The organism is Streptomyces sp. CNZ301, assembly GCF_004217425.1.
The window spans coordinates 2,960,984-2,986,768 of record NZ_SHLG01000001.1; the positions used below are offsets into that span (position 1 = coordinate 2,960,984).

Genomic DNA, 25,785 nt, shown 5'->3' on the forward strand with positions numbered 1-25,785 from the left:
CGGGCAGCTCGATCGTCTTCTTTCGTGCGGGCCCGCAACAGAGAAACGGTCACCCCGAAGCGGTACGGATGCCGCTCGGGGTGACCGCGCGCTGTTGCCTGTGCTGAGGCACGGCCCGTCAGCAGGCGGGCGGTGGCCGTGACACGGTCCCGCGGGGAGCCGAGCAGCCGCCCGCACGCCACGCGGCGGAACGGGCGCCGCGCGAAGCGGAACCCTGCCCGGCCCGGCCGGTCAGACCGTCAGCACGACCTTGCCGAACAGCTCGCCCTCGGCCATCTTCGCGAAACCCTCGCGGGCCCGGTCCAGCGGCAGCGTCGAGTCGATGACGGGGCGTACGCCCTTCGCGGCGCAGAAGTCCAGCAGCGAGGCCAGCTCCTCCTTGCTGCCCATCGTCGAACCGACGACCTTCAGTTCGAGGAAGAAGATCCGGTTGAGCTCCGTGGCGGGCGGGTTGGGTCCGCTCGTGGCGCCCGAGATGACGACTGTTCCGCCCGGCTTGAGGGACTTCAGCGAGTGGGACCAGGTGGCGGCGCCCACGGTCTCCAGCACGGCGTCGACACGCTGGGGCAGCCGTGCGCCGGTCTCCACGGCGGCCTCCGCGCCGAGTTCGACGGCACGCTTGCGCTTGGCCTCGTCCCGGCTGGTGGCGAAGACCCGCAGCCCGGCCGCGGCGCCCAGCACGATCGCGGCCGTCGCGACGCCGCCGCCCGCGCCCTGCACGAGCACGCTGTCACCGGGCCGGACGCCCGCGTTGGTGAAGAGCATGCGGTACGCGGTCAGCCACGCCGTCGGCAGGCAGGCCGCCTCCTCGAAGGAGAGCTCCTTCGGCTTGGGCAGCACGTTCCACCTGGGCACGGCGACGCGTTCGGCGAACGTGCCCTGGTACTTCTCCGTCAGCAGGGTCCGCTTCTCGTTCGGGCCGACGCCGTGGCCGGTCGCACCGATGACCGAGTGCAGGACGACTTCGTTGCCGTCGGCGTCGATGCCCGCGCCGTCGCACCCCAGGGTCATCGGCAGCAACTCCTCGCCGAGCCCGACGCCCCGCAGGGACCACAGGTCGTGGTGGTTGAGCGACGCCGCCTTGACGTCGACGGTCGTCCAACCGTCCGGAACCACCGGTTCGGGACGGTCACCCAGTTCCAGTCCGTCCAGCGGCCGGTCCTTGTCGATTCGTGCGGCGTATGCAGCAAACATGATCCGGACGCTACTCGCGCGGGGGGCTGACCAGCCACCCCCCGCCCCGCCGAAGCGACAGATCTCACGGACGCGTTGAACGCGCCGGCGCCTCACAGCACCTTGGAGAGGAAGGATTTCGTCCGCTCGTGCTGCGGGTCGCCGAGAACGTCCCGGGGGCGTCCCGACTCCACGACCACCCCGTCGTCCATGAAGACCAGCGAGTCGCCGACCTCGCGCGCGAAGCCCATCTCGTGCGTGACGACGATCATCGTCATGCCGTCCTCGGCGAGGTCGCGCATCACGTCCAGCACCTCTCCGACCAGCTCCGGGTCGAGCGCCGAGGTCGGCTCGTCGAAGAGCATCAGCTTGGGCTCCATCGCCAGCGCGCGAGCGATGGCGACGCGCTGCTGCTGTCCGCCGGAGAGCTGTGCGGGGTACCTGTGGGTCTTGTCGGCGAGGCCCACGCGGTCGAGAAGGGCGCGTGCGCGTTCCTGCGCCTTCGCCTTGCTCTCCCCCTTCACCTGGACCGGCGCCTCCATCACGTTCTCCACCGCGGTCATGTGCGGGAAGAGGTTGAAGCGCTGGAAGACCATGCCGATGTCGCGGCGCTGCGCGGCGACTTCGCGGTCCCGCAGCTCGTAGAGCTTGTTGCCGTGCTCGCGGTAGCCGACGAGCGTGCCGTCGACGTACAGCCGTCCCGCGTTGATCTTCTCAAGGTGGTTGATGCAGCGCAGGAAGGTCGACTTGCCCGACCCCGAGGGGCCGACGATGCAGAACACCTCGCGCGGCGCGACCTCCAGGTCGATGCCCTTGAGCACTTCGACCGGTCCGAAGGACTTGTGTACGGCCTCGGCCTTCACCATCGCGTTCATGCGGCGCCTCCCGCTCCCGAGCCCGATCCCGTACCACGGCTGAAGGTGAACACCAGCTGCCGTGCCCGCTGCCACGGGGTCGCGGGCAGCTGCCGCGACGAGCCCCGTGCGTAGTGCCGCTCCAGATAGAACTGCCCGATGCTGAAGACGGTCGTGATGACGAGGAACCAGATGGTGGCGACGAAGAGCATCTCCACCACCGCGCCCGAGTTGTTGCCGATGTTCTGCGACTTGCGCAGCACCTCCTCGTACTGCACGACGGCGCACAGGGCGGAGGTCTTCAGCAGGTTGATGAACTCGTTGCCGGTCGGCGGCACGATGACCCGCATCGCCTGCGGCAGCACGATCCGGCGCATGTTCTGCCCGTTGGTCATGCCGAGCGCCTGCGAGGCCTCGGTCTGCCCCTCGTCGACGGACTGGATGCCGGCACGGCAGATCTCCGCCATGTACGCCGCCTCGTTCAGGCCGAGGCCCAGCAGGGCTGCCATGAACGGCGTCATGACGTCCGTCATCTCGTCCTTGTAGATCGGGCCGAGGTTGAGGACGGGGAAGATCAGCGCCAGGTTGAACCACAGCAGCAGCTGCACGTAGACGGGGGTGCCGCGGAAGAACCAGATGTAGCCCCACGCCACCGAGTTGGTGACCGGGTTCTTCGACATCCGCATAACTGCCAGGACGATGCCGAGCACCAGACCCATGATCATGGACAGCACGCTGACCACGAGGGTGTTCTTGACGCCCTCCATGATCTGGTCGTTGAAGAAGAAGCTGCCGACCGAGCCCCAGGTCAGGTCCGCCTCCGCGAACGCCTTGACGACGAGGAGGAGAAGCACGATGACGACGGCGGCGGAGACGTAGCGGCCGTAGTGCCGCACGGGTATCGCCTTGATCGCCTCGGGTGCCGTGCCGGCGGTCGGTCGGGGGCCCCGGCCAGCGGTGGCTGGGGGAGCGTCGCTGGGCCCCTTGTCGGGAGGAGCGGTCATGGATGTACTGCCTGTCGGTCGGTGGACTGGGGGCACTCTCCCCCGGGCGGGGGCCGGGGGCTTCACCCAGTGGTGGCCGGGTGGGGGCGCTTCCCAGCGGTAGCCGGGGGAATCACTGGGCGCCTAGACGAGGAGCGGGCGCGGACTCGCTGGCATCGCTGCCGGGAGGCGCCCGCGTGGCGCCGGTTCGCGGTGGCCGTGCCACGGCCGGCCGGTCACGTGACGAGTGGACCGGCCGGCCGGCGGGCCGCGACGCGGCTCAGGTACCGCTGTTGATCTTCGCTTCGGAGACCCCGCCGTCCTCGACGCCCCACTTCTTGAGCGCCTTCTCGTAGGAGCCGTCCTCGATGATCTTCGTCAGGGCTTCCTTGAGAGCACCGCTGAGCTTGTCGTTGCCCTTGGAGACGGCCATGCCGTACGGAGCGGACTCCATCTGCTCGCCGACGACCTCGAAGTCGTCGCCGCTCTTCGCTGCGTTGGCCGCGACGGGGAAGTCGGAGATGTCGGCGACGACGCCGCCGGCCTTCAGCCGGACGCGGGCCTCGTCGTCGTTGTCGAACGGCTCGATCGTCAGCGGCCGCTTGCGGTCCTTCTTGCACTTGTCGATCTGCTTCTTGAGGATCTCGTGCGAAGTGGTGCCGCGCTGCGTGGCGACCTTCTTGCCGCAGAGCTGGTCGACCGACTCGATCTTCTCCGGATTGCCCTTCTTGACGAGGATCGAGGAGCCGGCGGTGAGGTAGTCGACGAAGTCGACGCCCTTGCCGACCTTCTTGCCCTGGTCGTCCAGGCCCTCCTGCCGGTCCTTGGTGTCCGTCATCGACGACATGATCATGTCGAAGCGGCCGGTCTGCATGGAGGTGATCAGACCGTCGAAGGTGCCGTTGGTGAACTCGAACCGCACACCGAGCTGCTCGCCCATCGCGTTTGCCAGGTCGGGGTCGAGACCGACGATCTTCTGACCGTCCTTGTACTCCATCGGCTTGTACGCGGCATCCGTGCCGACCTTGATGACGCCCGCCTTCTGGATCTTCTTCGGCAGCTTGTCGAAGAGCGGGGCCTTGCTGCCCTGCTTGTCGGCGCCGCCGCCCGCGGAGTCCGTCTGGTCGCCGCAGCCGGTCAGCAGCAGGGCGCCGGTGACCGCCACGGCTATCGGCGCGGCTGTGCGAGCACGCCGGAGGCGCGCGGCCACCGGGCGTCGGAAGTTGCGTGCGGTCATTACAGGGTCCTCCTGCGGATGTGGGAGCGTCCGGTCGGGCACACACCTTCGGGTGTTGTGACCACGAGAGGATGCTGCCGATGGATGGTGGAAATCCTGCCATCCGTTCGAGCGGTTACCGAGGACTCGCGAGTCAAAATCGGATAACGGAGGCCCGGTTCCGCATACAGGGCACTCACGCGTCGCGTACGACGTGTCGCGTTCCGTTCGGCGGCGGCCCCGCAGGAGACCTTGGGCACATTCGCGGACTGCGCCGAAGACCCTTCACCGGCAGGTGTGTTGCGGTCGAGAGATACCCGACCACCGACACATCCATGGCGTTCTGTGGGCTAATGTCCGGTTGCCTGCTTCCGGCCTTGGGGAAAGCGGGTCGTAACCGACGGGCTTCGTCCGGTACAAAGGTCGATTACACCCCTCACCCGGGGACCAGGGCGCGTGTGCGGCGCGCCCGGCGTTCGCTCCATCTCCCTCCGGGCCTCAAGGCCCGGGAGAGACCCGCCCCCATCGGCCCAGCGGCCCCGGGGGCCCCCAACGGGCCTCGCCCGGGGCTCCCACCAGGGCCATGGGCCGTGCGGCCGGCGGACGTGGTTGCCCGCCCGTTCCTCAACCTGGGAGCGGCCACTCTCAAGAAGGTTTTCTACAAAGGGGTTCGACAAGTGGCAGCGGAGATCGTCAATTCGAAGGACGGCCTGGACGAGGACGTGATCGACCCGGCCTTCGCCCTGCACCGCGGCGGGAAGATGGCTGTGCAGGCGACCGTGCCGGTCCGCAACGCGGAGGAGCTGTCCCTCGCGTACACGCCGGGCGTCGCCAAGGTCTGCAGCGCCATCGCGCGCCAGCCGGAACTCGTCGCGGACTACACCTGGAAGTCCCAGGTGGTGGCCGTCGTCACGGACGGCAGCGCGGTGCTGGGTCTGGGCGACATCGGCGCCGAGGCCTCCCTCCCCGTGATGGAGGGCAAGTCCATTCTCTTCAAGCAGTTCGGCGGCGTGGACGCGTTCCCGGTCGCACTGGACTGCCGCGAGACCGACGAGATCGTGGAGACCGTCGCACGTCTCGCACCGTCCTTCGGAGGCGTCAACCTGGAGGACATCGCGGCACCCCGGTGCTTCGAGATCGAGGCCAAGCTCAAGGAACGCCTGGACGTGCCGGTCTTCCACGACGACCAGCACGGCACGGCCATCGTCACGCTCGCGGCGCTCCGCAACGCCGCACGGCTGACCAACCGCACGCTCGGCGACCTGCGTACGGTCATCTCGGGCGCGGGCGCGGCGGGTTTCGCGATCGCCAAAATCCTCGTGGAGGCCGGCATCGGCGACGTCGTCGTGTGCGACCGCAAGGGCGTCGTCTCGCAGGGCCGTGACGATCTCACCGACGTCAAGCGGGAGTTGGCCGGCTTCACCAACAAGGAGGGGCGCACCGGCTCGCTCGAGTCGGTGATGGACGGCGCCGACGTCTTCATCGGTGTCAGCGGCGGAACGGTCCCCGAGGCGGCGGTGGCGACGCTCGCCGACGACTCCTTCGTCTTCGCCATGGCCAACCCGAACCCGGAGATCCACCCGGACGTCGCGTCCAAGTACGCGGCCGTCGTGGCCACGGGGCGCAGCGACTACCCCAACCAGATCAACAACGTGCTCGCCTTCCCGGGTGTCTTCGCCGGCGCCCTTCAGGTTCGCGCCACCGACATCACCGAGGGCATGAAGCTCGCCGCGGCGGAGGCCCTGGCGGCCGTCGTCTCCGAGGAGTTGAGCGCGGACTGCGTCATCCCCTCGCCGTTCGACGAGCGCGTCGCTCCCGCCGTGACGGCCGCCGTGGCCGCGGCGGCACGCGCGGAGGGCGTCGCCCGCCGCTGAGAGCGCCGTCATCGGACGTGATCCGGCGGACGTGATCCGGCGTCGCAGCGGGACGCCGGAACGCCGGGGAACTCACTGAGGGCGGTACGGGCAGGCTCTGCCCGTACCGCCCTCACGCATGTTCGGCTTCTCCGGGCGCCCGATGGCTATTTGAGACCGAGCACAAGCGCGTCGAGCGGCGAGCTCCACACCGCTCGCGCCTCCGAGAAGCCGGCCGCGCGCAGCAGTTCGGCGTGGCGGTCCGGGGACTGCACCTCTCCGTCGGAGTGGTCGCCGTTGAGCGGGTTGCCGATGGTGCGGAAGCGCTCGGCGACGGCGCCGGCCACCGCGGGCTCCCGGGACAGGCCGTCCCACCAGGCGACCCAGTCCTGAGTCCCCGCCGCCTCGGCCTGTTCGCGGCGTCCCTTGTCGAAAGCGTGCGCCGCCTCGTTGATGCGGGGCGTGGTCCCGTCCGGCATGTGGTCGGCGTTCATGAACACTCCGCCGTCGCGGAGCACGTCCGCGATCTGCCGGTAGAGCACGCCGAGTTCGTCGGTGCGCAGCCAGTGCAGGGCGGTGGCGGTGAGCACCGCGTCGTACGAGCGGTACGGAAGCCTGCCGGTCCACTCCGGGTCGGTCAGGTCCGCGCTCACGAACTCCACGCGCTCGTCGCCCGCGAAGTAGCCGCGCGCGATCATGAGAAGAGCCGGGTCGAGGTCCACTCCCGTCGACCGCGCCCCGGGGAAGCGCCGCAGCAGCCGCCGGGAGATGCTGCCCGTCCCGCAGGCCAGGTCGAGCACCACGGGCCCGGGGGCGCCGGCACCGTCCGACTCCGAGGGGCCGGAGGGAGCGGCCAGGGCCTCGGTCATGTCGAACATGACCCGGAAGCGCTCCTCGCGGTCCGGGAGGTAGAACTCCTGCTGCCGGTCCCAACTCTCCTGCCAAGCCCGCCAGTCCGGGCCCGCCCCTGCGATCTCCGCGTTGTCCGTGCAGTCCGCCACGCCATCCTCCCGGATGTAATACCCTCTGACCGAACCCGCTCATTACTTCAACGGTGACGATAGCCCGCGGCCGTAAGGACCACAAGTGGAGCTCAGCCATTACTCTGACCTGGCGGTCCGCCTGGTCAACACCGAGGAGCCGGAGCGCGGCACGGACACCCTCACGTCGGTCGAGTCCGTACGGGAGCTGTGCGGCGTCAACCGGACGATGGCCCGCCGCGCGACGGAGGCCGACGTGGCACGGCTGCGAGCCGTACGGACACGGCTGCGCGCCGTCTTCGGTGCCGCCTCCGAGGGCGACGAGACGCGCGCCGTGGACCTGCTCAACGCGCTGCTCATGGAATTCCCCGCCAGCCCTCAGATCAGCGGCCACGGCGACCTCGCCGCCGACGGACGCCCCCGCTGGCACATGCACCTCACGGAGCACCCCGTCACCGCGGCAGCCGGCTACACGGCCACGGCCTGCATGGGCCTCGCGTTCCACCTCACCGACCTGGGAGTGGAACGGCTCGGGATCTGCCAGGCGGCACCGTGCAGCAAGGCGTACCTGGACACCTCCACCAACCGCTCCCGCCGCTACTGCTCCGACCGCTGCGCGACCCGCGCCAACGTCGCCGCCTACCGCGCCCGCAAACGCCTGGAGAGCCGGGAGAGCCGGGAGAGCAACGCCGCCAAGGACGGCGACGAGTCGGCGGAAGCCCTGACGGAGCGGCCCGCAGGCAGCACCACCAGCGGCCGCACCGCCGAGAGAGCCCACGGCAGTACGGGCCGCAAAGGGCGCTGAGGCCCCCGGCGGGGCCTCAGCCGCACCCAGGCACGCGCCACCATCAAGTCGTCCGGGACGGTCCCGAACTCCCGGCTGTCATTGCGCACCTGCGGATTGTCACCGATCACCCACCAGCCACCCGAACGGCGCTCCACGGCCCGTTTGACGATGAGCAGGTCGTGCTGGAGAGGATGCCGCAGCAGCACGACGGCTCCGCGCCGTACGCGGGCGCCGTACTTCACCACCAGCCGGTCGCCGGGGCGCAGCGTCGGCACCATCGACGGGTTGTAGACCTCCGCGAGCCCGATCCGCTTCAGCAACCCGCTCACAGTCCCGCTCCTCTGCTGTCCGTACCCACGCGACACCCGCGCCCGCTCCGGCATCTGTTCGCCTCACCCCGTCCCCGTCCTCACGTTCACCCAACACCGGACTTTTGTCCTAAGCGCTCGGGGGCACACGCGAAAGGGCCTCCCCTACGGAGTAATCTCACAGGTGAGAAGACGATCACGAGGAAGGACGGCTCTATGCTTTCCCGTCTGTTCGCGCCCACGGTCAAGGTCAGCGCCCACTGCGACCTGCCCTGCGGTGTCTACGACCCGGCGCAGGCCCGCATCGAGGCGGAGTCGGTCAAGGCCATCCAGGAGAAGTACCAGGCCAACGACGACCCGCACTACCGCGCTCGTGCCACCACGATCAAGGAGGAGCGGGCCGAACTGGCCAAGCACCACGTCTCGGTGCTGTGGAGCGACTACTTCAAGCCCCCGCACTTCGAGAAGTACCCGGACCTGCACCAGCTGGTCAACGAGACCCTCAAGGCCCTCTCCACGGCCAAGGGCTCGACCGACCCGGCCACGGGCCAGAAGGCCCTCGACTACATCGCCCAGATCGACAAGATCTTCTGGGAGACCAAGAAGGGCTGAACACCCTTCGTCTTCACGGGATTTCCACCGCACCCGGTCCGCACGGCGCCCCACGAAGGCACCGATGCGGACCGGGTGCGGTCCGTGTACACGAACGCCGACGCCGACAGGTCCCGGAGGAATGCCGCATCCGGGACCTGTCGTTGTCCTCTGCACCTCCCACGAGGGGTGGTGCGCCATGAGACCGGCGGACGTCCGGGTCAGACGTTCACGATCGCCGCCCCGAACGGGTTGTTCCCGACGGTGGTGGTGGTGACGCTGTTGTCGCTGGTGTCGATCACCGAGACCGTGTCGGTCCCGTAGTTGGCGACGTAGACCTTGCTTCCGTCCGGCGTGACAGCCACCCCCCTGGGCAGGTTGAAGCTGGCGTCGCTGATGGTGTCGGCGACCGTGCCGGTACCGGTGTCGATCACCGACACCGTGTTGTCGCCTTCGTTGGTGACATAGGCCTTGGTCCCGTCCAGGGTGAACGCCACCCCGTACGGGGAGGTCCCGACGGCGATGGGGGCGCCGGAGACGGTGTCGGTACCGGTGTCGATCACCGTCACCGTGGTTCCGCCGTTGTTGGCGACATAGGCCCTGGTCCCGTCGGGCGTGACCGCAATCTCCCTGGGGGAGTTGAAGTTCGTGCCGTTGATGGTGGTGGTGACGGTGTCGGTGCCGGTATCGATCACCGACACCGTGCTGTTGCCGGCGTTGGTGACATAGGCGGTGGACCCGGCGATCGCCACCCAGAACGGGGTGTTGAAGTTCTCGCCGTTGATGGTGTCGGCGACGGTGTCGGTACCGGTATCGATCACCGACACCGTGCTGTCGGCGCTGTTGGGGACGTAGGCCTTGGTCCCGGCGATCGCCACCCCGTACGGGGAGATCCCGACGGTGATGAGGCTTCCGGTGACGACGTTGTTGCCGGCGTCGATCACCGTCACCGTGTCCCCGCTGCTGTTGGCGACGTAGGCCTTGGTTCCGTCCGGGGTGAGCGCCACTCCGGCAGGGCCCTGGAAGTTCTCACCGTTGATGGTGTCGGCGACGGTGTCGTCGCTGGTGTCGATCACCGACACCGTCGCGTCCGTCTGGTTGGTGACGTAGGCGAAGAGGGTGTAGGTGTAGCTGTCCGTTGCGGTGCCGCCTGGTGTGGTGACTTCCACGTCCACCGTCGTGTAGGCCGTACCCGGGGGTGTGGTCGCGGTGATTGTCGTGTCGTTCTCGACGGTGAACGACGTTGCATCAACTCCCCCGAAAGTCACCGATGTTGCACCGGAGAATCCGCTGCCGGAGATCGTCACGTCCTGGCCGCCGACGGCTGGACCTGTGGAGGGCTCCACAAGGGTGATCTCCGGTACCACGACGTACGTGAAGGCATCTGGGAGGGTCGGATTGCCGTTGGGGGTGGACACGGTCACATCCACCGTGCCGCTGCCCGCGGGCACGACCGCGAAGATGGTGCCATCGTCCGCGACCATGAACGAGGTGGCTTCCACTCCCCCGAACGTCACTGATGTTGCTCCGGTGAATCCGAAGCCGGAGACAATCACCTCTTGACCCTCGGGTCCCTCGTTCGGAACCACAGAGGTGACTGCCGGTACATAGGTGTAGGCGTCTTCGAGGGTGTCGCTGCCGTTCGGTGTGGTGACGGTGATGTCCACCACCGAGCCGGCCACACCGTCGGGCGCGGTCGCGGCGATGGTGCTGTCGTCGACGAACACGAATCCGGCTTCCACCAGGCCGAATTGCACAGATGTCGCACCGGTGAATCCGCTGCCGGAGATCGTCACCTGCTGACCCGCGGGGCCCTCGTCCGGAACCACCGAGTCGACTGACGGTGGTACCGGTACGCCCACGTAGTCATAGGCAATGCCGCAGCCCGGACCCAGGGGAGTCACCACGGTCACCAGCACCGTACCGGTCCCGGCCGGGGCGGTGGTCTGGATCACCGTTCCCTGCAGATTGGCGAGGATGGGGGCGCTGGTGCTGCCGAACTTCACATCGGTCGCACCCGTGAATCCGACACCGACGAGGCTGACAGGAGTGCCGCCGGCAGCCGGCCCGGATGTCGGCTGAACGGCCTGAACCGTCGCACCCGGTGTCCCCGAGTAGCAGAATGCTTTGCCGTTGCTGGTGCCGCTCGGCGTCACGACCGTGACCAGCACCGAACCGCTTCCCGCAGGAACGGTGGCCTTGATGGCTCCGTCGTTGAACACAGTGAAACTTGCATTGGTGTTGCCGAACTTCACGGCGGTCGCACCTGTGAAACCGGACCCGGCGATCCAGGTCGTGGTCCCCGCAGGCAATTTTGAAGGCTGAACGGCAGTGATCGTTGGCATATCTGTCCTCCTCCGGGACGAGATTCCATGCAGCAGGCTCCATACACCTGGACAGACCCTTTCCAACCCCCCCGTGCACGGCTGAAATACCGATCGGAAAGTGGTCGCCCCTGCCCCGTTGCGTGGTTATTGCCTATTGCCTCTTACCACGATGAAAGCGAATGCCAGAAGCACTCAACAAGGCGTGAATGAGGGCAGAAAGATGCATAGATAGTGAATACGACAATCTTCGGAAGCATCTACTGCGCCCATACGCACCGGCGCACGCCCTCCGGTTTCCCCCTCTGCCGGGCCTTCAGGAGTGTCCGATCAACCGGAACCGATGGCCTGACATCTCGAAATACGAAAGTGGGCTGACATCTGGCCTGCACTCGAAATGGGAGGAACCAGCGCCGGCCGCCAACGGCGTGCGCGAACGCGGCTTCGCCTCAATGATTCGAAACAGCAACGGAGTTGAACGGCAGGCTCAAACTCGTAATTCAGATATGTCACTCTTGCGAGTGAAGCAGTTACATCCGAACCCCGTCGGCAGCGGACGCCGCCATTCTGGCTGCAGGGCAACAACACACATGCCCTGCCCTTCAACGACCAGAATGAGGAGGGAAGCGTGAACGCTCGCTCTGGCATGACACGAAGAATGGCTTTGGGGGTCGCCGCACTTGCTGCGATCGCTGTCTCGGCCGTCCCGGGACCGGCATCCGCCGCCACCGACAGCTCGGAGCACTGGGGTGTGATCACCCGTAACACCATCGGCTCTCCCGTTGCCGAATTGAGGAACGGCCCGTACGGGTCGTTCGGCAAAACAGGCTCCACCTCGAAGCCGCCCTACGGAAAAGGCAGCCTCGGGATCGAGGTGGCGAACAATTCCACCACCCTGAGTCCGCCGAGCGAGAAAGTCGACTTCGGCAACGAGGTCGACTTCTACGGTGACCCGGTACTGGGCCTGAACCAGGTCGGCTTCTACGTCTTCCAGACCGGTGAGAACATCAGCGCCAGCTACGGCGGCCCGAACAACATGCCGAACATCAGGTTCGAGATCGATCCGAACCTCACCGTTCTGCCCGCCGTCAACTACTCCACGATGACGTGGGTGCCCGATCCCGTTCCGGCGGCGAACGTGGACGCCTGGAGTCCCTACCTGAATGCCGCCACGAGCGGTGGGTGGTACCTCTCGGGCGCCGCGGGGACCTCGACCGGCTGCACCGTGAGCAGCCGGTGCACCTTCCAGGCGCTCAAAACCGCGCTGAACGACGGCGGCGATGCCCCGACCATCCTCACCGCGGCAGTGGGCAAGGGGCGCGACAACATGTGGATCGGCGCTGTCGACGGCCTGCGGATCAACCAGAAGATCTACGACTTCGAAGCCAACGGAGTTGTGACCCGTTCGATCCTGTGATGCTTTCCCGCCTCATCGACACCCTCGACGCCCCGGACGAGAGGACCCTGGGAGCCCTCCGCCGGGGCACTGCAGCCCACCGGCCTGTCCATCGCCGGGAGACCAATAAGGGCTGAACACCCTTCGTCTTCACGGGATTTCCACCGCACCCGGTCCGCACGGCGCCCCACGAAGGCACCGATGCGGACCGGGTGCGGTCCTTCTACTGCCGCGTCGCGGATGCGCATCAAGCGCCGGACGGACTCCTTGGTGCCCCGTCCGGTCGTCCAGCGGCGGTGGTTGAGGGGCCGGCTCCTCGTGCACCGGCTCGTGCGCGGGGCTCAGAGCTCTCTGACGGTGTCCGCGGCAGCCTTCAACGGCAGCTTCGGGTGCCGGCGGCGCAGGGCGCGGACCGCTTCGAGTGTTCCCTTCTCGTCGCGGATGCGGCGCAGTCCGGCTGTGTCGAGGGAGCGGACGAACTCCTCCCGCGTTGCGAACTCACGGCGGTACCAGTCGCTGCGCCGCCTGCGCTGCGTGTACGCCTCGGCCAGACCCGGGCAGACGATGACGAGGACGAACCCCACCACGGCCAGGGGGTGCTGGTCCGCCGACAGGGAGACGAAGGCCAGGAGGAGGCCGCCGAGTGCCAGGCACCACAGCAGCACGCGCGGACCGTACAGGGGACTCACCTCTCCGCTCTCTCCGGGTACGGAGGGAACGTACAGGGAAAGCGGGGAGTCCGGTCGCCGGCGGTGCGGAGGAGGCGGGCAGTCTCCCTCGAATCCCCGTCCGTCAGGTTGCAGGTGTGCCGGGCGAAGTCGGAGATTCTGAACGCGACTTCGCCCAGCGCTCTCAGCAGAAGCAGGTCAGTGTGGAGCCGGAGCTGTGGAGGTGAGCCGGCCCGCGCGCTCCTCTCCGAGCGTCGGGTAGTCGGTGTAGCCCCGCGCACCGTGCGTGTAGAGGTGCTCCACGTCGATCGGCGTGGCGAGCGGATCGTTCACGGCGATGCGCGCGGGCAGGTCGGGGTGGGCGAGGAACGCTCGCCCGTAGGAGACCAGGTCCGCCTGCCCCTCTGCGATCACTCGTTCTCCCCGGCTCTGGTCCGTGGGCGCGCGGTTCTCGCCGACGTTGGCGATGAGCGTGCCGTCCCAGCGAGGGCGCAGATCGGCCAGGGCGGGGTAGTCGTCGTTGTCGGTGAGGTGGAGGTAGGCCAGGCCCAAAGGGTTCAGCGCGTCGAGCAGTGCGCGGTAGACGGGGGCCGGGGCGTCCTCCGACATGCCGAACTGCGGGTTGCCCGGGGAGAGTCGGAGCCCGAGCCGGTGCGCTCCGACGACCTCGGCGACCGCCGTGACCAGCTCGACGGCGAACCGCGTCCTGTCACGCCCGTACGCGTCGTCGCGGAGGTTGGTGTTGTCGGCGAGGAACTGGTGGGTCAGATAGCTGTTGGCGCCGTGGATCTCCACGCCGTCGAAGCCCGCCCGCAGAGCGTTGCGCGCGGCGGCCACGTGATCGTCGATGGCGGTACGGATGTCGTGCGCCGTCATCTCGCGCGGCACGGGCGCCTCGGCCTTGCCGTCCTTGACGTGCACGGGGCCCGGTACCGGTACGGCGGACGGCCCGGCCGGGACGTCGCCGAGCAGCCGCGAGCGCGGGTGCCCCTGGCGTCCGCCGTGCATGAGCTGTGCGAAGATCCGCCCGCCGCGCGCGTGCACGGCATCGGTCACCGCCCGCCAGCCTGCGACGTGGGACTCCGTCTCCAGCCCCGGGATCCGCCAGTCGCTCTGGCCGCGGCGGTGCGGCCAGATGCCCTCGGTGATGAGCAACCCGGCCTCCGCACGCTGCGCGTAGTGGAGGGCGACCACAGGGAGCGGTGTCCCGTCCTCGTGCGCGCGGTACCGGGTCATGGGGGCCATGACGAGACGGTTGGGGAGGGAGAGGCTGCCGGAGGAGTAGGGGGCGAGGAGAGGGGACGTGGCTCTGTTCGTCATGCGGGAACCGTAGGATCTGACATCAATGTCAGATTCAACTCCGGGCCGTGGGTGGGGTATCCATGAAGATCGGCGAGTTGTCCCGGCGTACGGGCGTGAGCCCGCGCTCCCTGCGCTACTACGAGCACAAGCTCATGCTTTTCTCCGAGCGCACCACCGGCGGGCACAGGGACTACCCGGAGACAGCGGTCGACAGGGTGATCCTCATCCAGCAGTTGCTCGCAGCCGGACTGAGCGGCGAGAAGATCGCGAGCGTCCTTCCCTGCATGCGCGACCACGACGGGGGCCCGGCGGAGACAGCGACTCCGTGGCTGGTCGAGCAGTTGGAGGCCGAACGGGACCGGATCGACCGCTCGATAGACGATCTGCGCTACACACGCGAGGTCCTGGACGAGGTCATCGCGGCAGCAGCAGGCTGACGAGGGGCGGCGGGTTCGCCGGAATTCCGGTCAACCGGCGGGTTTCGCCGGAATTCCGGTCAACCGCCGGCATGCCTCAGCCGCCACAGGGACGTGACCTCCTCACCGCGGGCGAAATGCAGCGGGTCGGAGGGGTCGGCGGAGCGCTTGTGGCGGGGCCGGGCGTCCTCACGGCCGGCGACGGCGAGACCCGCCCCTGCGATCCAGCCGAGCAACTCCTCGCGCGTGCGCAGCTGAAGACGCTCGGCGAGGTCGGAGAGGATCAGCCACCCCTCACCGCCCGGGAGGAGGCGCTCCGCCAGCCCGGAGAGGAAGCCGCGAAGCATGCGGCTGCCGGGGTCGTAGACAGCGTGCTCCAGCGGCGAGACGGGTTTCGCGGGCAGCCAGGGCGGATTGCACACGACGAGCGGAGCCCGCTCGGTCCCCGGCGGGAAGAGGTCCGCGGCGACGACGCTCACCTGCCGTGCCACACCCAGCCGTTCGGCGTTCTCCCGGGCGCAGGCCAGCGCCCGCTCGTCCTGGTCGGTCGCGACGACACGGGCGAGGCCGCGCCGGGCGAGCACCGCTGCCAGCACCCCGGAGCCGGTGCCGACGTCGAACGCGAGTTCGCCCGGCGGCAGTTCGGTACGGGCGGCCAGGTCGACGTACTCGCCGCGCACCGGTGAGAAGACGCCGTACGCCGGGTGCACGCGGTCGCCGCCGAGCGCCGGAACGGGCACGCCGCGCTGCCGCCACTCGTGGGCTCCGATGACGCCCAGCAGCTCGCGCAGCGGCACGAGGGAGTGCCCGGCGTCGCCACCCGGTGCTCCGTACGCCTCGGCGCACGCCTCCCGTACCTCGGGCGCGCGGCGCAGCGGTACGGAGTAACCGTCAGCGCCACCGGTCCCGGAGTCGAGCGGCACCAGCAGCATCCCCAGCACGCGGGCGCGGCGCGACTGCGCCTGCCTGTACAGGTGGAAGGTCTCCCGCGGGTTCGCTCCGGCCTTCGGCGGCTTCCGGTCGACGCGGCGCCCCAGCGCGGACAGCAGCTGCCGCGCCCCGTGGTAGTCGCCGCGCCACAGCAGCGCCGTCCCCTCGCAGGCCAGCTTGTAGGCGGCGTCCGCGGTCATGCGGTCGTCCGCGACGCGGATGTGCCGCGGGGGCTTCGTGCCGCTCTCGGAGCGCCACAGCGCCGTGCGTTCGACGCCGTCCTCGGTCCACTCGGCCAGTGGCCGCTCACCCTCGCTCACCGGCCCACCCTATGGCGCAGGGAGGCCTCACGGCACGGGCGGCCCGGCGCCCCTGGAACGGGCGGCGGGAGGCGTTCGTACCGCGCCCATGCTGGCGACGATGACCAGGGCGATCGCAACGAGTTCCTGCGCTTCGAGGCGCTGATCGAGCACCAGGAAGCCCGCCGTCGCCGCCGCCACCGGCATGAGGCTCATCAGCAGCGCGAAGGTCGCGGCCGGCAGCCTCCGCAGGGCGAACAGTTCGAGCGTGTACGGAACCCCCGAGGAGAGCACCGCCACCGCCGCGCCCAGGCCGAGCGTCACCGGGTCCAGCAGCGCGCGGCCGGCGCTCGCGGCACCCAGTGGCGCACTGAGCAGGGCGGCCAGCCCCATGGCGAGGGCGAGCCCGTCGGCTCTCGGGAAGCGGGCGCCCGTACGGGAGTTGAAGAGGATGTAGGCCACCCACATGGCACCGGCGGCCAGCGCGAAAGCGACGCCCGCGAAGTCGATGCGGCCGAAGCCGCTGCTCCCCAGCAGATACACGCCGGCCAGTGCCAGCGCGGCCCACAGCAGACTCAGCAGGCGCCGGGAGCCCACGACGGACAGCACGAGCGGGCCCAGCAGTTCGAGGGTGACGGCGGCACCGAGCGGAATGCGGTCGATGGCCTGGTAGAACAGCGTGTTCATGGTGCCGAGCGCGACGCCGAGACCGGTGACGGCGGCCCAGTCCTTGCGGGAGTGCCCGCGCAGCCGCGGTCTGCACACGGCGAGCATGATCAGCGCGGAGAAGACCAGCCGGAGCGCCACGACACCGAGCGCTCCGGCGCGAGGGAAGAGCGTCGCGGCCACGGCGGACCCGAACTGCAGCGACATGGCGCTGCCGACGACCATTCCGACGGCGCCGAGCCGCCCGTGGCCCTGCTGTGCGTACGGGCCGTGGGCGCCGGAGCCGGGTCCGGTCCGGGCCGGGTTCCGCGCGGCGGTGCTGTCACCAGAGCTCATGAGCACACGTTATGACCGGCGCGTCGCCGTGGGGAAATGCGTATCGGCCTGCGGCCGTGCTCCCTGCGCATGACCGCTGAACTGCGTCATCCCGCGCGCCTTCGTCGCCGTCGCCGACGTGGACGACTGGCCGGTGCCGTCGCGGCGGGCAATGCCGTCGGCGTCTCCACGACCGCCACATCCGCCACGGTCGCCACGGTCGCCACGGTCGCCATGCACCCGCGCCGGGACCCCGCACCCGGACGTGGTGTGCCGGCCACCGGCCGGCAGCGGCGACGTACTCCTGATGCTCATCTGGCGCGAGAGCCCCGTCGGTTCGGGACGGCCCACGCTCCCGTAGGTGCCGCAGCTCGTACGGGTGGCGCTCGGCGTACCGGCTGAGGATGAGCGGGGAACCGGCTCATCACCGCATACGTTGGGACGGGCAAGGACAGGGGGGAATCCGGGCATTTCTCCCGGCGACACAGGCACAGGCACAGGAGGCAGGAACGATGGCGGGTTTCCTCGACAGGGCCAAGGAGCAGGCGCAGCGCGGACTGGCCCAGGGCAAGGAGAAGATGGAGGTGGTCCAGGCACAGCGCACAGGCAGCGACCTGCTGCGCAAGCTGGGCGCCGCCTACTACTCGGAGCAGCGCGAAGGCGGTTCCCGCTCGGACGTGGAGCAGGCGATGACGGCGCTGGAGCAGCACATCGCGCAGTACGGCAAGGACTTCCTGAAGAACGCGTAGCGTCCGGTGCGCGCCGCGACCCGCGGCCGCACGGACCGCCCCGGCCCCCCGGCCCCCCGGCCCTCCGCGGGCCAGGGGGCCGGCGTGCGCCCGGAGGTGCTCGGGCCGGTCGTCGGGGAAGGCCCCGGCCGGGACGGACGGCCGGCTCAGACGCTTCCGGGCCCAGGCGCTTCTCCCGGCCGGGGACTTCTCCCGGCCCGGGGACTTCGGCCTTTCCCGGCTACCCGAAGCGCAGGCGGTACAGCATCAGCAGTGCCGCCGCAGTGTTCGCGGCGGGGACCTCACCCGCGGCGATGAGGTCCGGTGCCTCCTTCAGCGGCACCCATTCGCGCTTGTCCGACTCGAAGTCGTCCTCGGGATGGCCCGCGTAGGCGGCGCTGTCCGACCAGTAGATGTGATGCCGCGCGTCGGTGAGCCCGTTGGAGGGCTCGACGGTCATCAGGTGACGCAGCGGCCCGGGCCGCCAGCCCGTCTCCTCCAGCATCTCGCGCGCCGCCGCGGCGGCGAGTTCCTCGCCGTCCTCGACGACTCCGGCCGCGAGTTCCCATCCCCAGCTGTCGGTGATGAAGCGGTGCCGCCAGAGCATCAGCACCTCGTTGCGCTCGTTGACCGCGGTGGCCATGGCCACCGGCCGCAGCCGGATCAGATAGTGATCCAGGTGGCGGCCGTCCGGCAGCAGCACGTCCGCGAGATTGACCCGTAACCACTGGTTCTCGTACACAGTGTGTTCACCCAGGTTCTTCCATCGCACGTATGTGCCCCCTTCCTGACGGAGGTTGGGCACATCCCAGCACGCCGCGGCGCTTCCCTGACAGAGGCGCCGCCCGGCCACCCTCCCTTCAGAGAGGAACCCGCAACGTTTCCTCGATCAGCTCCGCCGCCTGTGCGACCGGCGCACCGGGGTGCCGCAGCAGCCGCTCCCGCACGTGCCGCATGCGCTGCCGCAGCAGCTGTGATTCGATGCCCTGCGCCTCGTCGGCCATCCGCGCCGCCGTCTCCGCAGCGCGTTCCGGTGAGCCGGTGCGCAACTCGACGCCCGTGAGCGTGACCAGCCGGTTGACCCGGCCACGCACATGAGCGGGTGCCCTCGCGGCCTCCTCGGCATACCGCCGGGCCGGGTCCAGCTCCCCGAGTACGAGCAGCGCCTCCGCCAAACGCACCTGCACCAGGCCCGGTTGGACGTAGCCGGTTTCCTCGGGCTCCTCCTCGGGACGTATGCGGGTGGAGCAGGTCTCGGCACTGCGCATGCAGCTGTGCGCACCCCTGCGATCGCCGATGCGCGCGTACGCCTTCGCCTGCATCGCGTAGAGGTCGGTCGCCAGGGCCGGAGTGGAGTGCGGCCCCGGCGTGCGTAACACCGCTTCGGCGCAGGCGATGGCGCGCCGGTTGTCCCCGAGGTGCAGGGCCTGGTTGACGATCAGGGAGACGACGTAGCCGCCGAAGAGACGGTCGCCGGAGGCCTTGCCGAGACGCAGCGCCTGGTGGAAGTACCGCTGAGCGAGGCCCTGTTCGTCGGCGTCGTACGCGCAGATGCCGCTCACCGCCGCCAACGCGCCCGCGGCGCGGCACAGTTCACGCCCCGTGCCGTCGTCGTAGTCACCGCGCAGCAGCGGTGTCACCTCACCCGTCAGGAAGCCGACGACGCGGGGACGCGTGGCGACGCCGCCCGCGTTGCGGTAGAGGTGTTCGTAGTGGCCGCGTGCGGCGTGCAGCAGCGCGACGTCCGCCCCCGAGACCCCGCGTCTGCCCTTGTGGGAGACGTCCAGGTCGTCGGGAGGGTTCTCCCACTCCCACACCGGTGCCACCGCCGCCGCGCCCGTCAGCAGCGCCGGTCCGGGGGTGTCGGCGTGCAGCTGGTCGGAGCGCCACGAGACCGCCGCCCGCTCCACGAAGCGGCCCAGCGTGGCCCGTTCGTCGTCCTCGCCCGCCCCTCCGGATGAGTGCCGGTTCGCCGCCGGGAGCGCGCCCGGAGGCCCGGCCATGCCTATGTCCGCGAGCGTCAGCGTGCGTTCCAGCCGCGCGCCCAGCACCTCGCATATGAACTCCGGCACCCGGCCGCGCGGACGCTGCCCCTTGAGCCAGCGCGCGACGGCCGTGTGATCGTAACGCAGAGTCACATCGTGCTCCGCGCCGAGGCGATTGACCCTTGAGGCCAGACCGGCCCGGGAGATTCCGGACTGGTCAAGCAGTACGTCCAGTTGACTGTTGGGCTCCATCTCGCCCTCCGGTCGTCCAACCCTTGTTTCAGAGAGTAACGGACATCCGTTCACACGGGGTGTGAAAGTCGCACCTCTGCGTGCGCACAGCACATGCTCCCCAAGAAGCGGAAGACGCGGTTCGCTTGGGAGCACTCCGTACGCAACTTCGCGTCGGAGCACACAAGGAGGGAATTCCCGTGAACGACCCGATCCGATTCCGCTTCATCATCCGTCAGGTGGCCTCGCATGCGGCCCGGTGAGCGCCACCGCCGGGACCCGACGCCGAACCTCGCGCTGCGCTCCTTACTGGAGGAGAGCGAATTGACGCAGGAGGCATTCGCCCGCGCCCTCGCGAGACTCGGCAACGAGGCCGGCTTCCGGCTCGGCTACGACCGCACGTCCGTCGCCCACTGGCTGCGCGGCAGCCGCCCCTCGCCCAGGGTCCAGGGCTTCATCGCGGAGGCGCTGTCCCGGCGGCTGGGCCGACCGGTCGCCGTGACCCAACTCGGCATGGGCGACGGCCTGTCCGGCGGCCCAGGTCCGCGGCCCAGGAGAACCGCGGACCGAGCCGCCTCCGAACTCCGCGACACCGGCACACAGTTGGGCGCGGAGGACCTCCCCGGCCTGCGGGACGAGGCACGCCCCGCCGACCGCCTGGCGGCCCTCACGGCGGCCGTGGTGGGCCCGCCGCGGGCAGATGCGCCGCCGCCCACCCCGTACCGGCTGACGCTGGGCGCAATCGCCGGCAACGCACCGCGCACTGCGGGCACTTCGAGCACCGCCGGCACCACGGCTCCGCGCGGCGGCATCGGCGACGAGCCGAGCGAAACCGCCGAGCCCCTCCGTCCCCGTCCGCCCCGGGCACACTTCCCCTCCCTCCCCCGGGGCGGACGGCCCGCCCGGCGCACCACGCCGGACGAGGTCGCATCCGCACGCGAACACGCGCGCTTCTTCGCCCAGCAGGCGGACCGGCACGGCGGCGGTCACATCCGCACGCCGCTCGCGGCCTGCCTCGCGGGGCTGGTGCGCCGGCTGCACACGGGCGGGGAGGGCCCGCACCACCCCCGACTCGTGGCGGGCGCAGCCCGGTTGAGCTATCTGCTGGGCCGCGTCTACGCGGACGAACAGCGGCACGGCCTGGCCCAGCGCGCCTTCGACACGGCCGCCCAGCTCGCCGCCGAGGGGGAGGACTACGAATGCGTGGCGCTCGTGCAACGGGCGCTCAGTTCGCAGGCGTACCAGCTGGGGCACCGCCGCCTGAGCCTCGCCCACGCCGAATCCGCGTGCGGGACGGCGCCCTCCGACGCGGCACCGTCGACGCGCTCATTCCTGTACGCGGGGCTCGCCGTCGCTCAGGCGGCGGAGGGCGAACGCAAGCAGGCCCTGGCCGCCCTCGGCCGCGCCGAACACGAACTCGCCCGCGCACCGGCCGACTTGACCACCGGGCCCGAGTCCCCGGACGGCGGCGAGCCCGTCGGCTCCTACCAGGACGCGGCGCTGCACTACCAGGCGAGCCAGGTACGGGCGGTCCTGGGAGACCGCGAGGGCGCCGTGCGCGAGTTGCACGCCTCGCTGCGTTCCCGTCCGGCCGGCGAACGCCGCTCCCGTGCGCTCAGCGAGGCGGAACTGGCGGAACTGCTGCTCTCCGCAGGGCGGTTGGAGGAGGCGTGCTCGGCGTGGCGGAGCTTCCTGGAGGACTCGGCGCTCGTAAGGTCCGGCCGTGCCCGCCGTGCCCGCGACCGGATGCCGCGGCTGCTGCGCCCGTACGCGCAGGAAGCGTGCGTCCAGGGCCTGTTGACGAGGGCGGGCCTCCCCTGAAACGCACGGGAAACGGAGTAAGCGCCCGGCCCGACGGGCATCACCCCCGAACACACGAGCGCTAAGGAAGGTACGGGGCAGAGATGGCCACACCCATCACAGCAAGCGCCTTCGTCGCGGCCCTGAAGAGCGAGGGCGTGACGGTCGAAGAGGTCCGCGACTGGCGCAATCACAACCGCAACCACAAGGGCCCCTGGGGCCCGGTCCACGGCATCATGATCCACCACACCGTGACCAGCGGCGCCAAGGCGACGGTCGACCTCATCTACGACGGACGTTCCGATCTGCCCGGACCGCTCGCGCACGGCGCGATCACCAAGGACGGCACGGTTCATCTCGTCGGCCACGGCCGCGCGAACCACGCCGGACTCGGCGACGACGACGTGCTACGCGCGGTGATAGCGGAGGACGACCTGCCCGGGCCGAACGAGACGAACACGGACGGCAACCGGTACTTCTACGGCTTCGAATGCGAGAACCTCGGCGACGGCGACGATCCGTGGCCCGACGAGCAACTCGACGCCATCGAACGTGCCGCCGCCGCGCTGTGCAGGCATCACGGCTGGACCGAGGACTCGGTCATCGGCCACCTGGAGTGGACGAACCAGAAGTCCGATCCGCGCGGCTTCACCATGGACGCGATGCGCAAGCGCATCGCCGCACGCCTGAAGTGAGGGGACTCTGAGGCGACGGGAGGGGCGGTCGGCGCGACAATGCGGGTGTGAACAGCAGCGCCTCCGCCCCTCACCCGCATCACCCGCAGTGCGGCTCCCCGTGCCCCGCAGGTGCCGGCGCGCCCTCGGCGGACGGCCTGCTCACCGCTCTCGCTCCGGAGCCGCTGCTCCCCTCGCCGCTCCAGGAGATCCAGGACGAGCGCTTCACGCGACGCGGCGTGCGGCTGCTGCTCAAGCGCGACGACCTGATACACCCGCGTCTTCCGGGCAACAAATGGCGCAAACTCGTCCCTAATCTGCGTGCCGCCACGGAAGGCGGCCACACCGCGCTGCTGACGTTCGGCGGTGCCTACTCCAACCATCTGCGTGCGACCGCCGCCGCCGGCCGCATGCTCGGGCTGGCCACCATCGGCGTGGTACGCGGCGACGAACTGGCCCGCCGGCCGCTCAACCCCTCACTCGCCCAGTGCGCCGCCGACGGCATGGCGCTCCACTTCGTGTCCCGCTCCGACTACAGGCGCCGCCACGAACCGGACTTCACCGACCGGCTCCTCGGCGGCACCGACGGCACACAGGTGGCGCGAGAGGCTTTCCGGATACCCGAGGGCGGCAGCAACTCCCCTGCCGTGCAGGGCTGCACGGCGCTCGGCGAGGAGCTGCGCGACCGCACCGACGTCGCCGCCGTCGCGTGCGGCACCGGCGGCACCCTGGCCGGCCTCGCGGCTGGCCTCGGTGCCGGGCAAAGCGCGCTCGGCGTCCCGGTGCTGCGCGGGGGCTTCCTCACCGGCGACGTCCGTGAACTGCAACGACGCGCGTTCGGCGGCCCGCGCGGCACATGGCGTCTGGACGAGCGCTTCCACTTCGGCGGCTACGCCCGCGGCGACCGCGAACTGGACGAATTCGCCGACGACTTCGCCGCCAGGCACGCCCTGCCGCCGCTGGAGCGGGTCTACGTCGCCAAGCTGCTGTTCGCGCTCAACACGCTCGTGGAAGAGGGCGCCTTCGCGCCGGGCAGCACCGTGACCGCCGTCGTCACCGGTCGGCGTTAGCGTGGAGACATGATCAGAGCCGCGGAGCCGTCCGACGTACCGGCCATCCACGCGATGATCCGCGAACTCGCCGAGTACGAACGGGCCCTGGAGCACGCCAGGGCCACGGAGCGGCAGTTGCACGACGCCCTCTTCTCCGCACACCCCGCGGTCTTCGCTCTGATCGCCGAGGAGACCACGGAGAGTGAGCCCGTCGGTTTCGCTCTGTGGTTCCTCAATTTCTCCACATGGACCGGCACTCACGGTGTGTATCTGGAGGACCTGTACGTGCGCCCGTCCGCCCGCGGCGCCGGGCACGGCAAGCAACTGCTTTCAGCCCTTGCCGGAATCTGTGTCGAACGGGGTTATGAACGCTTCGAGTGGTGGGTATTGGACTGGAACGACCCCTCGATCGGTTTCTACAGATCACTCGGCGCCGAACCGATGGAGGAGTGGACGGTCTTCCGTATGTCCGGGGAACCACTGAGGAAGCTGGCCGGCAGCAACACAGCGTAACCATCGGGGATTCACGACCTCCGACCCCTAGCCACAGAAAGTACCCATATGTTTACTATGGGTGACGCTCATGTGATGGAGAGCCGTAGTTCGTCGTAGATCCATGCGGGCGACATCAGCTCGCGGATCGCGATAGCGTCGCAGGCGAACCATCGACGGCGTCAGTCCGTTGGTTCTCCGTGGCGGAGATCCACGGGCAGGGCGGCGGACCGACGCACTCGTACAGCGAACGAGCCGAACCGGCTTGTGCCACTTTGGAGGTGAGGGTGTCCCAGATCGCAGGTGAGCCCGTGGGGCAGGACGGACAGGACTTCGTCGAGGTCCGGCTGCCCGCGGCGGGTGCCTATCTGTCGGTGTTGCGCACGGCCACGGCCGGGCTCGCAGCCCGCTTGGACTTCACCCTTGACGAGATCGAGGATCTGCGGATCGCCGTCGACGAGGCGTGCGCGATCCTCCTCCAGCAGGCGCTGCCGGGCTCCGTGCTCAGCTGCGTCTTCAGGCTCGTCGGCGATTCCCTCAGGGTCACCGTCTCGGCACCCACGACCGACGGCAGGGCGCCGGAGCGCGACACCTTCGCCTGGACCGTGCTCTCCGCGCTGGCCGGCGAGGTGGACTCGGCGGTGTCCGACGACCGTACGGTCAGCATCAGCCTGCACAAGAAGCGCGGTGCCGGCCCCGGAGCGCCGTGACCGGCCACGAGGCACGGGAGCATTGGGCGGGCCGCGCCGGTGCGGCGGCCGACCAGGTCGTGCCTGAGCAGGCCAGGCCGCACCCCGCCGACCCCAGCAGTCAGCGACCGGAGCAGGCAGAGCGGGCGGACGCGATGGACATGCAGCAACAGGAGACGCACGGACACGAGACCGCGCGCGGGCACGAGCACGGTGCCGGCCAGCACGGCGCACGCACGGCACGGGCTGCGCAGTTCGCGCACTTCGACCCGCACGACCGCAGCGGAGCCCGGGGGATGTTCATCGCGCTGCGCGGTCTTCCCGACGGCTCCCCCGAGCGTGCCGAGCTGCGCAACCACCTGGTGCGGATGCATCTTCCGCTGGTCGAGCACCTGGCCCGCCGCTTCCGCAACCGGGGCGAGCCCCTCGACGACCTGACGCAGGTCGCGACGATCGGTCTGATCAAGTCGGTCGACCGCTTCGACCCGGAGCGCGGCGTGGAGTTCTCCACCTACGCCACCCCCACCGTCGTGGGCGAGATCAAACGGCACTTCCGGGACAAGGGCTGGGCCGTGCGTGTCCCGCGCCGCCTTCAGGAACTGCGCCTGTCACTCACCTCCGCGACGGCTGAGCTGTCCCAACTGCACGGCAGGGCCCCGACCGTGCACGAACTGGCCCAGCGTCTGTCGATCTCCGAGGAGGAGGTGCTGGAAGGCCTGGAGTCCGCCAACGCCTACAGCACTCTCTCCCTCGACGTTCCCGACACCGACGACGAGTCGCCGGCCGTCGCGGACACCCTGGGCGCGGAGGACGACGCCCTCGAGGGTGTGGAGTACCGCGAATCGCTCAAGCCTCTGCTGGAGGAACTGCCGCCGCGCGAGAAGAAGATCCTGCTGCTGCGCTTCTTCGGCAACATGACGCAGTCGCAGATCGCGCAGGAGGTCGGCATCTCGCAGATGCACGTATCGCGCCTTCTGGCACGTACGTTGGCGCAGCTGCGTGACAGGCTCCTGATCGAGGAGTGACGAGCGGACGAGAAGGAGCCCGGCCGATCCCGGCCGGGCTCCTTCTCG

Annotated in this window: 24 protein-coding genes and 1 pseudogene; 12 read left to right on the top strand and 13 right to left on the bottom strand. The window is 69.6% G+C overall.

Going from position 1 to position 25,785, the window contains the following annotated elements; translation table 11 throughout:
• Nucleotides 1-231 precede the first annotated feature (231 nt).
• From EV375_RS12610 to EV375_RS12625, 4 genes are all read right to left on the bottom strand, one after another.
• Nucleotides 232-1,194 (bottom strand): zinc-binding dehydrogenase, encoded by a 963-nt coding sequence (locus EV375_RS12610; protein WP_130299525.1) that lies wholly within the window; start codon nt 1,192-1,194, stop codon nt 232-234.
• Between the two features lie 92 nt (nt 1,195-1,286).
• Nucleotides 1,287-2,048, bottom strand: a complete 762-nt coding sequence (locus EV375_RS12615; protein ID WP_130299526.1) for an amino acid ABC transporter ATP-binding protein — start codon at nt 2,046-2,048, stop codon at nt 1,287-1,289.
• Nucleotides 2,045-3,031 (bottom strand): amino acid ABC transporter permease, encoded by a 987-nt coding sequence (locus tag EV375_RS12620; RefSeq protein WP_130299527.1) that lies wholly within the window; start codon nt 3,029-3,031, stop codon nt 2,045-2,047. Before EV375_RS12620 ends, EV375_RS12615 begins: the two co-directional genes overlap by 4 nt.
• Before the next feature lie 259 nt (nt 3,032-3,290).
• Complete coding sequence (locus tag EV375_RS12625; RefSeq protein ID WP_130299528.1) at nt 3,291-4,247, bottom strand: ABC transporter substrate-binding protein; 957 nt, start codon at nt 4,245-4,247, stop codon at nt 3,291-3,293.
• 656 nt (nt 4,248-4,903) lie between these two features.
• On the opposite strand from EV375_RS12625, the gene EV375_RS12630 reads away from it, so the two are divergent.
• Nucleotides 4,904-6,100, top strand: coding sequence for an NAD(P)-dependent malic enzyme (locus EV375_RS12630; protein ID WP_486588446.1), 1,197 nt, complete (start codon nt 4,904-4,906; stop codon nt 6,098-6,100).
• Nucleotides 6,101-6,246: 146 nt separating this feature from the next.
• Here the strand turns inward: EV375_RS12630 and EV375_RS12635 are convergent, their stop codons facing one another.
• Entirely contained in the window at nt 6,247-7,080 is an 834-nt protein-coding gene (locus EV375_RS12635) for a class I SAM-dependent methyltransferase (RefSeq protein WP_486588447.1), read from the bottom strand.
• An 85-nt stretch (nt 7,081-7,165) separates the two neighbouring features.
• On the opposite strand from EV375_RS12635, the gene EV375_RS12640 reads away from it, so the two are divergent.
• Complete coding sequence (locus tag EV375_RS12640; RefSeq protein WP_486588448.1) at nt 7,166-7,864, top strand: CGNR zinc finger domain-containing protein; 699 nt, start codon at nt 7,166-7,168, stop codon at nt 7,862-7,864.
• On the opposite strand, the pseudogene sodX reads toward EV375_RS12640, so the two are convergent.
• A pseudogene (sodX, locus tag EV375_RS12645) lies at nt 7,810-8,229 on the bottom strand (nickel-type superoxide dismutase maturation protease); the annotation flags it as partial. The gene EV375_RS12640 and the pseudogene sodX sit on opposite strands and share 55 nt — an antisense overlap.
• Nucleotides 8,230-8,370: 141 nt before the next feature.
• Here sodX and sodN point away from each other — a divergent pair.
• The gene (sodN, locus tag EV375_RS12650; protein WP_028434210.1) at nt 8,371-8,766 is read left to right on the top strand and encodes a superoxide dismutase, Ni; all 396 of its coding nucleotides are present in this window, start codon (nt 8,371-8,373) and stop codon (nt 8,764-8,766) included.
• 200 nt (nt 8,767-8,966) lie between these two features.
• On the opposite strand, the gene EV375_RS12655 is transcribed toward sodN, so the two are convergent.
• Entirely contained in the window at nt 8,967-11,090 is a 2,124-nt protein-coding gene (locus EV375_RS12655) for an IPT/TIG domain-containing protein (RefSeq protein WP_130299530.1), read from the bottom strand.
• Between the two features lie 637 nt (nt 11,091-11,727).
• On the opposite strand from EV375_RS12655, the gene EV375_RS12660 reads away from it, so the two are divergent.
• Complete coding sequence (locus EV375_RS12660; RefSeq protein WP_486588730.1) at nt 11,728-12,486, top strand: hypothetical protein; 759 nt, start codon at nt 11,728-11,730, stop codon at nt 12,484-12,486.
• A 320-nt stretch (nt 12,487-12,806) separates the two neighbouring features.
• On the opposite strand, the gene EV375_RS12665 is transcribed toward EV375_RS12660, so the two are convergent.
• Together EV375_RS12665 and EV375_RS12670 are read right to left on the bottom strand one after the other, a co-directional pair.
• On the bottom strand, nt 12,807-13,154 hold the full coding sequence (locus EV375_RS12665) for a hypothetical protein (protein ID WP_165434725.1): 348 nt from the start codon (nt 13,152-13,154) through the stop codon (nt 12,807-12,809).
• A gap of 177 nt (nt 13,155-13,331) precedes the next feature.
• Entirely contained in the window at nt 13,332-14,453 is a 1,122-nt protein-coding gene (locus tag EV375_RS12670) for an alkene reductase (protein ID WP_130299532.1), read from the bottom strand.
• Between the two features lie 62 nt (nt 14,454-14,515).
• On the opposite strand from EV375_RS12670, the gene EV375_RS12675 reads away from it, so the two are divergent.
• Entirely contained in the window at nt 14,516-14,872 is a 357-nt protein-coding gene (locus EV375_RS12675; RefSeq protein WP_130301805.1) for a MerR family transcriptional regulator, read from the top strand.
• A gap of 59 nt (nt 14,873-14,931) precedes the next feature.
• Here the strand turns inward: EV375_RS12675 and EV375_RS12680 are convergent, their stop codons facing one another.
• Together EV375_RS12680 and EV375_RS12685 are read right to left on the bottom strand one after the other, a co-directional pair.
• Complete coding sequence (locus EV375_RS12680) at nt 14,932-16,101, bottom strand: N5-glutamine methyltransferase family protein (protein WP_207228090.1); 1,170 nt, start codon at nt 16,099-16,101, stop codon at nt 14,932-14,934.
• A 27-nt stretch (nt 16,102-16,128) separates the two neighbouring features.
• The gene (locus EV375_RS12685) at nt 16,129-17,082 is read right to left on the bottom strand and encodes an EamA family transporter (protein ID WP_486588449.1); all 954 of its coding nucleotides are present in this window, start codon (nt 17,080-17,082) and stop codon (nt 16,129-16,131) included.
• A 491-nt stretch (nt 17,083-17,573) separates the two neighbouring features.
• Between EV375_RS12685 and EV375_RS12690 the strand changes: the two genes are divergently transcribed.
• Nucleotides 17,574-17,810 carry a hypothetical protein gene (locus EV375_RS12690; protein WP_130299533.1) on the top strand — a complete coding sequence of 79 codons (237 nt, stop codon included), beginning with the start codon at nt 17,574-17,576 and terminating at the stop codon, nt 17,808-17,810.
• 220 nt (nt 17,811-18,030) lie between these two features.
• Here the strand turns inward: EV375_RS12690 and EV375_RS12695 are convergent, their stop codons facing one another.
• Complete coding sequence (locus EV375_RS12695) at nt 18,031-18,561, bottom strand: NUDIX domain-containing protein (protein WP_130299534.1); 531 nt, start codon at nt 18,559-18,561, stop codon at nt 18,031-18,033.
• An 88-nt stretch (nt 18,562-18,649) separates the two neighbouring features.
• Nucleotides 18,650-20,026 (bottom strand): NsdA family TPR-like regulatory protein, encoded by a 1,377-nt coding sequence (locus EV375_RS12700; protein ID WP_130299535.1) that lies wholly within the window; start codon nt 20,024-20,026, stop codon nt 18,650-18,652.
• Between the two features lie 228 nt (nt 20,027-20,254).
• Between EV375_RS12700 and EV375_RS12705 the strand changes: the two genes are divergently transcribed.
• From EV375_RS12705 to EV375_RS12730, 6 genes are all read left to right on the top strand, one after another.
• The gene (locus tag EV375_RS12705; RefSeq protein ID WP_130299536.1) at nt 20,255-21,826 is read left to right on the top strand and encodes an NsdA family TPR-like regulatory protein; all 1,572 of its coding nucleotides are present in this window, start codon (nt 20,255-20,257) and stop codon (nt 21,824-21,826) included.
• A gap of 83 nt (nt 21,827-21,909) precedes the next feature.
• Nucleotides 21,910-22,500 (top strand): peptidoglycan recognition protein family protein, encoded by a 591-nt coding sequence (locus EV375_RS12710; RefSeq protein WP_130299537.1) that lies wholly within the window; start codon nt 21,910-21,912, stop codon nt 22,498-22,500.
• A 137-nt stretch (nt 22,501-22,637) separates the two neighbouring features.
• The gene (locus EV375_RS12715) at nt 22,638-23,549 is read left to right on the top strand and encodes a pyridoxal-phosphate dependent enzyme (protein WP_130301808.1); all 912 of its coding nucleotides are present in this window, start codon (nt 22,638-22,640) and stop codon (nt 23,547-23,549) included.
• 9 nt (nt 23,550-23,558) lie between these two features.
• A complete protein-coding gene (locus EV375_RS12720; protein WP_130299538.1) occupies nt 23,559-24,044 on the top strand; it encodes a GNAT family N-acetyltransferase in 486 nt (161 codons plus the stop codon).
• 266 nt (nt 24,045-24,310) lie between these two features.
• A complete protein-coding gene (locus EV375_RS12725; RefSeq protein WP_055486106.1) occupies nt 24,311-24,733 on the top strand; it encodes an ATP-binding protein in 423 nt (140 codons plus the stop codon).
• Nucleotides 24,730-25,737 carry an RNA polymerase sigma factor SigF gene (locus tag EV375_RS12730; protein WP_055486107.1) on the top strand — a complete coding sequence of 336 codons (1,008 nt, stop codon included), beginning with the start codon at nt 24,730-24,732 and terminating at the stop codon, nt 25,735-25,737. The genes EV375_RS12725 and EV375_RS12730 overlap by 4 nt, the downstream gene beginning before the upstream one ends.
• The last annotated feature ends 48 nt before the right edge of the window (nt 25,738-25,785 follow it).

Bases quoted from the DNA above. Each gene is read 5' to 3' on its own strand.
- EV375_RS12610 (WP_130299525.1), bottom strand. From the start codon at position 1,194: ATGTTTGCTGCATACGCCGCACGAATCGACAAGGACCGGCCGCTGGAC.
- EV375_RS12615 (WP_130299526.1), bottom strand. From the start codon at position 2,048: ATGAACGCGATGGTGAAGGCCGAGGCCGTACACAAGTCCTTCGGACCG.
- EV375_RS12620 (WP_130299527.1), bottom strand. From the start codon at position 3,031: ATGACCGCTCCTCCCGACAAGGGGCCCAGCGACGCTCCCCCAGCCACC.
- EV375_RS12625 (WP_130299528.1), bottom strand. From the start codon at position 4,247: ATGACCGCACGCAACTTCCGACGCCCGGTGGCCGCGCGCCTCCGGCGT.
- sodN (WP_028434210.1), top strand. From the start codon at position 8,371: ATGCTTTCCCGTCTGTTCGCGCCCACGGTCAAGGTCAGCGCCCACTGC.
- EV375_RS12655 (WP_130299530.1), bottom strand. From the start codon at position 11,090: ATGCCAACGATCACTGCCGTTCAGCCTTCAAAATTGCCTGCGGGGACC.
- EV375_RS12660 (WP_486588730.1), top strand. From the start codon at position 11,728: ATGGCTTTGGGGGTCGCCGCACTTGCTGCGATCGCTGTCTCGGCCGTC.
- EV375_RS12670 (WP_130299532.1), bottom strand. From the start codon at position 14,453: ATGACGAACAGAGCCACGTCCCCTCTCCTCGCCCCCTACTCCTCCGGC.
- EV375_RS12675 (WP_130301805.1), top strand. From the start codon at position 14,516: ATGAAGATCGGCGAGTTGTCCCGGCGTACGGGCGTGAGCCCGCGCTCC.
- EV375_RS12685 (WP_486588449.1), bottom strand. From the start codon at position 17,082: ATGAGCTCTGGTGACAGCACCGCCGCGCGGAACCCGGCCCGGACCGGA.
- EV375_RS12690 (WP_130299533.1), top strand. From the start codon at position 17,574: ATGGCGGGTTTCCTCGACAGGGCCAAGGAGCAGGCGCAGCGCGGACTG.
- EV375_RS12700 (WP_130299535.1), bottom strand. From the start codon at position 20,026: ATGGAGCCCAACAGTCAACTGGACGTACTGCTTGACCAGTCCGGAATC.
- EV375_RS12705 (WP_130299536.1), top strand. From the start codon at position 20,255: ATGCGGCCCGGTGAGCGCCACCGCCGGGACCCGACGCCGAACCTCGCG.
- EV375_RS12710 (WP_130299537.1), top strand. From the start codon at position 21,910: ATGGCCACACCCATCACAGCAAGCGCCTTCGTCGCGGCCCTGAAGAGC.
- EV375_RS12720 (WP_130299538.1), top strand. From the start codon at position 23,559: ATGATCAGAGCCGCGGAGCCGTCCGACGTACCGGCCATCCACGCGATG.